An 8,937-nucleotide genomic window follows, 5' to 3' on the forward strand; every position below is an offset into this window, starting at 1 on the left:
TGCAATCGATTTCGCAATAATTAATTTAACAATTGTCATATTTCATAATGAATGCGAAGCCGCTCGAAGATATATTCACGAAATCAGATTTAAAAGCGACATCCAGAATATAGCGATTATAATCATGCTTCACTTTAACCAATGACGGCGAAAATATGCGTATTATTCACACTTCGGACTGGCATCTTGGCCAATATTTTTTTACAAAAAGCCGGGCTGCTGAACATCAACATTTTCTGCGCTGGCTGATTAAACAGATTGAACATTATCAGGTCGATGCATTAATTGTTGCCGGAGATGTATTTGACACGGGCTCACCGCCTAGCTATGCCCGTGAACTATATAATCGCTTTGTCGTTGAACTACAACCGACCGGCTGTCAGTTAATTAGCCTTGGTGGTAACCATGATTCAGTAGCAACATTAAATGAATCAAAAGAACTCCTTTCCTGCCTAAATACCACCGTTATTGCTCACGCAGAAAAAGATCAACAAAAACAGATAAAAGTACTCACCACCAAACAAGGCAATACCGGTGCAATTCTTTGTGCAGTCCCTTTTCTGCGGCCAAGAGATATTATGATCAGCCAGGCTGGTCAGTCAGGAGAACAAAAACAACTCGTATTACAAGAAGCTATTGCAGAACACTATCATCGACTCTATCAGCGAGCATGTGAATTACGTGATGAATTGAATTTGCCCTTACCTATCATTGCTACCGGGCATCTGACGACCGTTGGCGCCACTGTTACAGATTCGGTGCGGGATATTTATATTGGTACATTGGATGCCTTCCCGGCGCAAGCTTTCCCGCCGGTAGACTATATTGCGCTTGGGCATATTCACCGGCCACAAATAGTGGCTAAATCTGAACATATTCGCTACAGCGGCTCCCCTATTCCTCTTAGTTTCGATGAAGTCGGGCAAGAGAAAAGTGTTTGTTTGGTGGAATTTATTCAAGACAAACTGGAATCCATCAAGCTTTTATCCATTCCGCAATATCAGCCCATGCAACTAATCAAGGGTAACCTGCAACACATTGAACAACAGTTGCAAACTTTTAATAACTATCAAGGAGAACAACCCGTCTGGCTGGATATTGAAGTTGCAACCCAAGATTACCTCCATGATATCCAGAAAAGGATTCGATCAATGGTTGCAGAGCTTCCTGTCGAAGTCATTCTGCTACGACGTAGTAAAACACAGCAACAAAATAGGCTAGCACAAGAAGACAGAGAAACTTTGACAGAACTTAGCGTTAACGAAGTTTTTGCCCGACGGCTTGCACAATCAGCACTCGAAGATGAAGAACATAAAAAACGTCTGACCACCCTTTTCGAACAAACACTGAACGATATCTATCAGGCTAAAAACAAGGAGGAGCAGGCATGAAGATTTTGAGTCTACGGCTAAAAAACATCAATTCATTACAAGGTGAATGGAAAATTGATTTCACAGCAGAACCGTTTGCCAGCAGTGGTTTGTTCGCCATAACCGGTCCTACCGGCGCGGGTAAAACCACCTTATTGGATGCGATCTGCCTTGCGCTTTATCACGAAACCCCACGCTTGACGATTTCTACCTCACAAAATGAGCTGATGACCCGACACACTGCGGAATCATTGGCTGAAGTGGAGTTTGAAATGAAAGGTGTCGCTTATCGTGCTTTCTGGAGCCAACGGCGAGCGCGTAATCAACCCAATGGCAATCTGCAAGCCCCTAAAGTGGAACTCGCCCTTAGCAGCAGTGGTAAAATTCTGGCCGATAAAATCCAGGACAAGAAAGAAAAAATCATTGAAATTACTGGATTAGATTACGGCCGTTTCACCAAATCCATATTGCTATCCCAAGGAGATTTCGCTGCTTTCCTCAATGCTCAGCCAAACGAACGGGCTGATTTATTGGAAGAGTTAACCGGCACTGAAATTTACGGAATTTTATCCCAACAAATTTACCAACAACATAAACAAGCACAGTCAGAGCTGGATATTCTGCAAGTCAAAGCGTCCGCCATTGATTTGCTAACGGCAGAGCAGTATCAACAACATCTGGAACAACAGCAACAACTCACCCATGCAGAATCACAACTCAATCAGCAGATAAAAACATTACAACATTCGGCACAATGGCTGACACAAGCGGAAGAACTTGAGCAACTTGTTACTGAAAACAACGCTTCCCTACAGCAGGCAGAAAAAGCGCTTACTCATGCAGAGCCGCAACTGCAAAAACTGGCTAGCAGTGAACCCGCAGAAACACTGCGCCCATTGTTGGATGATAAAAACCGAACGCAATATGAACATCAGAGAATCAGCAAACAGTTGGCGGAGATGCGTCAGCAACTTCATCAACAACAACAGACGCTCACGCCGATACAGCAAAAGGTGACTCATGCAGATTCTGCCAGAGCAGAGTATCAACAACACCGGCAACAACAAGAAAAGCTGATAACAGAACAGGTGATTCCATTAGATCATCAAATTGCGGTACAGATTAAAGAGCTCAATCTTACTCAGCAACAAATCAACGAGCAGAAAACCGCGCTTGAAAACCGTTGTCAACAATATGACACAGCAAATCAGCGCGCCCTATCATTCACCAATCAAAGAAAACAACTGGAAAATTATTTCGAGCAACAACCTTATCATCAATATTTCGGCGAAAAACTGGCTTTTTGGCAACACCAATTCTCTTGGCGGCAAGAACACCAACAACAAATTGATCACCAAACGCAAAAAGTTGGCAAGCTCACTGCCGAAATCACGCAACTTAACAATAACCTGAACAAACAAAGGGAAGACTTAAAACAACAAATTGAAAATAACCAACCGCTGGAATTGGCATTTGAGCAGGCCAAGCAACAATTTTCTACTCTGCAAAAACAATATTCGCCAGAGAAATTAAAAAAACAATTAACTCAATATCAGGAACAGCTACCGCTGCAACATAAACTGGAGATCCTGTCGCCGCAAATCTTGCAATTACAAGCCGCTATTGCCAGCCATCATATTCGCTTACAACAACCGAAAAAATTATTAAAGGAACTTCCTGTTCAAATTGAATCCATCGATAAACAACTCTCAGACAAACAGCAACATTTAGCCGATCTTACTCAACGTATTCAGTTAGAACAAAAGATTGTCAGTCTGGAAAAAGAGCGGGCACAGCTCAAGGAAGGTTCTCCTTGCCCACTATGCGGTGCTGAACATCATCCTGCAATTCAGGATTATCAAAATATTGAACTGCCAAAATCAGAACAACGGTTAAAAGATTTACGCCAGCAATTTGAAGCGCTGCAAGCCACCAAAATATCATTGGTTAATAAAAAAGAGTTCCAACAGCAACAATACGACCATATTTTGCAAGAAATTGCTGATGCTGAACCACGATTGAATATATTAACGCAACAATGGCAGGAAACCTGCGCAATATTACAGATCGAAATTTCTCTTTCGGATAAACCCGCTCTTGAACTATTTGTGCAACAAAACCAATCTGCTTATCAGCTTTGCCAGACTCAATTAACCGAACTTGAACTAACAGAAAAAACGTACCAAAAAACAGAAAAAACACTGACTGTTCATCAAGAACGCATTAAAGAAATTGAACGAAATATTGAACTGAGTAAACATCAACACAATGTACTGAAAAAACACTTATCTGAATTGCAGCCAGAGATACAACAACAGCAGTGTAAACTAACTGATGTCATCGAAAAAATGACGTCAGAATTACAGCAATATAATTTATCCCTGCCAATGCTGAATGATACTGAAAACTGGCTGCAACAACGTAGAGAGGAGTGGCAGATATATCAAAACTGTCATGAAAACTGGCAACAGATCCAAAAAGAAGAAGCGGTCATTCAAAATCAGATTGAATCATTGCATAAACAGAAAGAAGAATATGTATGCCGTTTAAATGGGCTTAATCAAACAGCACAGCAGCAGAAACAGCAACTCGCAGAAGCACAACAACAGCGCCAACAACTATTTGGTAAGCAATCTGTTACGGACATCACTCAGGCATTACAACAACAATCTCAACAACTGGAAGAAGCGTACAAACAGTCACAATCACATCTGCAACAGGCACAATCCAATATTAGCCAACTGACCGGCGCCATTAATGAGACAGAAAAAAACTACAACCAGTCTGAGCAACAAAAACAGCAGGCAGAACAAAACTTCAATGCTGCATTAGCAAAGAGCCCATTTGCCGATCAGCATGCCGTTGAATCGGCGCTATTATCGCAAGAGCAACGTAAGGAATTGCAACAACTCAAAGAACAGCTTGAACAACAACAGATACAAGCCAACGCCCTATGTCAGAAAGCAGCAGAAACTCTGCAACAACATCGGAAAAATCGCCCTGAGTTACTTAATCAATATACAAAATCACAACTGACCGAACAGTTGGAAAACATTACTGATGAGCTAAAAAGAAACACCTTACAACAAGGAGAGCTGAAAAACCTGCTTGGTAATGATGCAATACGCCGTCAACAGCAAAAATCCTTATTGGAAGAGATCAGCCATTGCCAACAAAATTATGATGACTGGAGTTATCTTAATAATCTGATTGGTTCGGCTGATGGCGCTAAATTCCGTCGCTTTGCTCAAGGATTAACACTGGATCATTTGGTTCATCTCGCCAATCAACGGCTGAAAAAATTGCACGGACGCTACGATTTGCAACGTAAAAACAGTGATGGTCTTGAACTACAAGTGATTGATACCTGGCAAGCCGATGCTATTCGTGATACCAAAACGCTTTCCGGTGGCGAAAGTTTTCTGGTCAGCCTCGCCTTGGCTTTAGCGCTATCTGATTTAGTCAGCAATAAAACCAGTATTGACTCACTGTTCTTGGATGAAGGCTTTGGCACACTTGATCCAGAAACCCTTGATATTGCTCTTGATGCACTGGATCATTTAAATGCTTCCGGTAAAACCATTGGAGTCATCAGCCACATCGAAGCCATGAAAGAGCGGATACCCGTGCAAATTAAAGTGAAAAAAATTAATGGGCTTGGGATAAGTAAACTCTCACCTGAGTTTCGTTATGGTAAACAATAGCGGAAAACAATAAAAAGTATTCCCAAAGTGAACTGAATGCCGTTATTTTTTCCTTAAAAGGATACTCCCGCCAGCATAAAGGCGGGAAGGAAATTTCGACAAGGCATTACCCTTGCTGGTTTTGAATGTACTGCGTGACTTGCTCTCGCCAACATACATCAAGAAACAAGAACGCCCAACGAAATGACAATTCTTCGAGCTGTTTGCTATCCCTCTTTCCCCTAATATTAAAAACGCGTTTTACTCACAATTAGCATTCAGGAGGGAGAAGTCCACAGGTTTTGTTAAAGACGATGGTTTTAACCAAGTTTAACAGCTTAATAACTCACAAGCCGTTGACAACCCTTTTTAAAAAATAAAGTTTCTTTCATCATATATACCCTATGGATTTCAAGATGCATCGCGACGGCAAGGGAGCGAATCCCCGGGAGCATAGATAACGATGTGACCGGTGTGAGTGAGTGCAGCCAACAAAGAGGCAACTTGAAAGATGACGGGTATATTACCCGCCTTCACAAATCACCAAGAATAAAAGCAATGGTACAAGAATTACAAAAGTTGGGTGTCAACATTCAGCCTTTGATTATAAATGGTGTTTATGATGGTTTTGAAATTCATGGAGCACCATCCTATTCAGGAAATTGCAGGCTTTCCAGTTGGGGGGATCATCGTATTTTTATGTCCTTATTTGTAGCATCATTACGTTGCCAACAAGCTAATTTTATTGATGGTTATGAAGATGTTCATTGTTCATTCCCTTCTTTCTTTAAAGAATTTGAGCAACTTGGTATTACGTTCGAAGAAATGATTTTCCAATCAGAATCGGTTTATTAATTTAGATAAGGTTATCAATATGAATGTCAAGGAAAAAATACACGAAATGGGCTATGTTGTAATACCTGAAGCAATAGAAAAAGAAGAAATTGAAATTATCAGGGATTTTTATACAGAAACATCAAAAATAAATAATCTTTCTACTCTTTTGCCAACAGATATATTAAAAAACACTGAAGTATTTCATGCTATTTTGGATGATAAATCAGTTACAGTTATCAAGGAAATTTTTAGGAAATCTTTTTCTTTATTTCCTAATTTTACTATTCGGGAGAGTGTTTATATCCCTTGGCACAATGATGCGTATTTTTTATCGAATGAGGTAATCAATCCAGATGCACCATTACAATTTATGCAATGTGCTATATATTTGTAGGATAATGATCCTGATTATGGAGGAGGAATAACATTAATCCCTTTTTCTCATCGACTGAATCAAACCACTGTGAAGAATATGCTAAATACTCCGCAAGCATACGAAAAAGTGATCATGAGTAAGGCTGGTGATCTCGTTCTTTGGGATAATAGAATAACTCACAGAAGTACTTATCCTGATAAAGTGCCTGACAACACAAAATTAGCGTTACAGTGGACAGTTTCTGCATCAGAGCAACATAATGAACTATACCTACAATATCTTCGGGATCGTGCACAACATAGTATGCATGTTTCCGATTATTTGCCCAAAAGTCCGAAACCTTATTTTGCAGATATGCCTAATGTTCGATACCCGGACTCATTTCATCAAGATTCATTAGAAATAATGAAAACACAAAATATACACTTTATAGGGCTATGAACTATGACATATTTAGATCATAAGCAGAAAGAAAGTGGAGCATCTTATATATTGAGGCAACTACGCCAGTTAGGTGCGTCTCATCTCTTCATGGTGCCAGGCAAACTCATAAACGCATTCATGAAATGCTACCCGAAAGATAATGATTCAGTATTAGATGTTTTTCCTGCCCCAGTAGTTACCGCCTGTGAAACGGGGGCTGCTTATATGGCAGAAGGATATGCCCGTGTCTCTGATAATTTTGGTATATGTCTGGTCATTGGTGGTCCCGGTGTTACGAATACTCTGACAGGTATAGCTTCTGCCTATACAGATAATTTCCCTGTTTTACTTTTAGCTGGACAAATTTCATCGACAATGGAAATGCACAATGTTTTACAGGACAGTACCCAATCTGGGATTAATCAACAAGTAATTTTTTCTCCAGTAACTCGTGCAACATTTGAAGCTAAAGCTGGTCAATCAATCAGTCAGTTTCTGAGAGAATCACTCAGGGCAATGAAAGGAATTGAAAGAGGTCCAGTGTATCTGGGAGTAAGTAAGGAAATTTTAAATGAATATGATGGAAGCCGCCCCGATATTAGTTCAACTGTTTCTGATTCCTGGAAAAATCGCCCAGTAGATATTAATAAAATATGTTCACCTAAACTTGAACAATTAATAAGAAAAAATCATAATTGCATTATTCTCGCGGGGTTACGCAGTAAAACATCTGAAACTGCTGATATGTTGTTAGCATTTGCAGAAAAGTATCATTTTCCAGTAGCAACAACACTTAGTGGTAAAGGGATATTTCCAGAGGATCATCCTCTGTCGCTCGGTATTTATGGTTATTCAGGTAGCCCCAGAGCTATTGAAGCATTTAAAGATCCGGGATTGGAGGGCATTATTTTATTGGGGGTAGATACAACCCAATGGAGTACAATGCTCTGGTCTCCAGAATTACAACTTTCTGGTAGAACTATTCAGGTTGATACAAATCCTGAATATCTTGGTAAATACCTTGATATTACTTGTGGGATTACTGCAAATAGTAGTGCTTTTCTAGACACTCTTGGCGAGTACTACCATAACACGCTCATATCTGGATGCCTAACACGGGAAAAATGGGTAAAAGACCTCAGTACCGTTCCCAAATATTTTCCTATTGATTTTAGTGCAACAGGTGATGCAAAAAGACACCCCGCATCCTATATCAATATTCTCCAAGAACATTTTCCAGAAAATGGAATTGTCAGTGTAGACTCTGGCGCGCACCGTTCATTCTTTGGTCATTATTGGGTCGCCCGCAGACCTGAAGCATACTTATCCGCTACGACACTCGGGCCTATGGGCTGGAGTATTCCAGCCGGAATAGGCGCTAGCTTCGCAGCACCGGACAGGAAATGTATGGTGATCACAGGTGATGGTTGTATGTTAATGCAGGGAATGGAATTAGCCACTGCATCAAAATACCATCGTAATATACTTTTTATTGTCTTCAACAATGCCTCTTATGCCGCAAGCTACTTTAATAATAAAGATAACAGAGCAGATCTAACGAAAATTCCTAATTATGATTGGTGTCAACTGGCTAAGGGATTAGGGGTAAATAGCTTTTGCGTGAATTCTCCTGAACAATTACAGGAGTGCCTAGCCGGGATTATGCAGCAAAACGCTCCTTTTTTGATTGAAATCAAATGTGATAGCCAACACGCTACGCCAAATAAGGAATACAACGGACGCATAAAAATACTCCCTCTTGTATGAAAGGAGCAATGGCATGAAATCAAAGCTAATTATCATCAACTCGTGCGTTATCTTAGTACTCGGATTGTTTTCTATAGACCTCTATAATCCAGCACTTCCCATTATAAAAATGGCGCTCGCAATAACAGACAATCAGGCACAGAGCTTGGTTGTTTATTATCTCCTTGGTTTTGCAGTATCTCAGATTTTTTATGGCCCACTTTCTGATAAATACGGGCGTATTCCTGTAATCATATTTTCCTTATTATTTTCTGCTGTTGGTAACTATCTAACTTCTACCGCAGAATCATTTCACACACTCTCATTATTCAGACTCCTGACGGGAATTGGCGCAGGTGGATGCCCAGTTATTAGCAGGGCGCGAGCATACTTTTTTAACACCTCTTGAATGAGAAGTAATGGCATGATCTAATGAACCTTATTTCTCTTCTAATCGTTTGCATATGACCCTGATTGAACATTTATCCGTTGTGAAAGAAAC

6 protein-coding genes are annotated in these 8,937 nt (G+C 40.3%); all 6 read left to right on the forward strand.

The annotated features are described in order from the left end of the window. Positions 1–155: 155 nt before the first annotated feature. The 6 genes from sbcD (at position 156) to AACQ83_RS20300 (ending at position 8,844) form a co-directional block, all read left to right on the forward strand. A complete protein-coding gene (gene sbcD / locus AACQ83_RS20275) occupies positions 156–1,391 on the forward strand; it encodes an exonuclease subunit SbcD (RefSeq protein WP_112879376.1) in 1,236 nt (411 codons plus the stop codon). Continuing rightward, complete coding sequence (locus AACQ83_RS20280; RefSeq protein ID WP_112879377.1) at positions 1,388–5,074, forward strand: AAA family ATPase; 3,687 nt, start codon at positions 1,388–1,390, stop codon at positions 5,072–5,074. Before sbcD ends, AACQ83_RS20280 begins: the two co-directional genes overlap by 4 nt. Positions 5,075–5,557: 483 nt before the next feature. Continuing rightward, entirely contained in the window at positions 5,558–5,908 is a 351-nt protein-coding gene (locus AACQ83_RS20285) for a hypothetical protein (RefSeq protein WP_240000869.1), read from the forward strand. A 19-nt stretch (positions 5,909–5,927) separates the two neighbouring features. Beyond that, positions 5,928–6,284, forward strand: a complete 357-nt coding sequence (locus AACQ83_RS20290; protein WP_205068669.1) for a hypothetical protein — start codon at positions 5,928–5,930, stop codon at positions 6,282–6,284. Between the two features lie 426 nt (positions 6,285–6,710). Further along, positions 6,711–8,456 (forward strand): thiamine pyrophosphate-binding protein, encoded by a 1,746-nt coding sequence (locus AACQ83_RS20295; protein ID WP_112879379.1) that lies wholly within the window; start codon positions 6,711–6,713, stop codon positions 8,454–8,456. A gap of 13 nt (positions 8,457–8,469) precedes the next feature. After that, a complete protein-coding gene (locus AACQ83_RS20300; protein WP_240000870.1) occupies positions 8,470–8,844 on the forward strand; it encodes an MFS transporter in 375 nt (124 codons plus the stop codon). The last annotated feature ends 93 nt before the right edge of the window (positions 8,845–8,937 follow it).

It is taken from the genome of Photorhabdus sp. S10-54 (assembly GCF_963878145.1).
Classification (GTDB): domain Bacteria; phylum Pseudomonadota; class Gammaproteobacteria; order Enterobacterales; family Enterobacteriaceae; genus Photorhabdus; species Photorhabdus kayaii.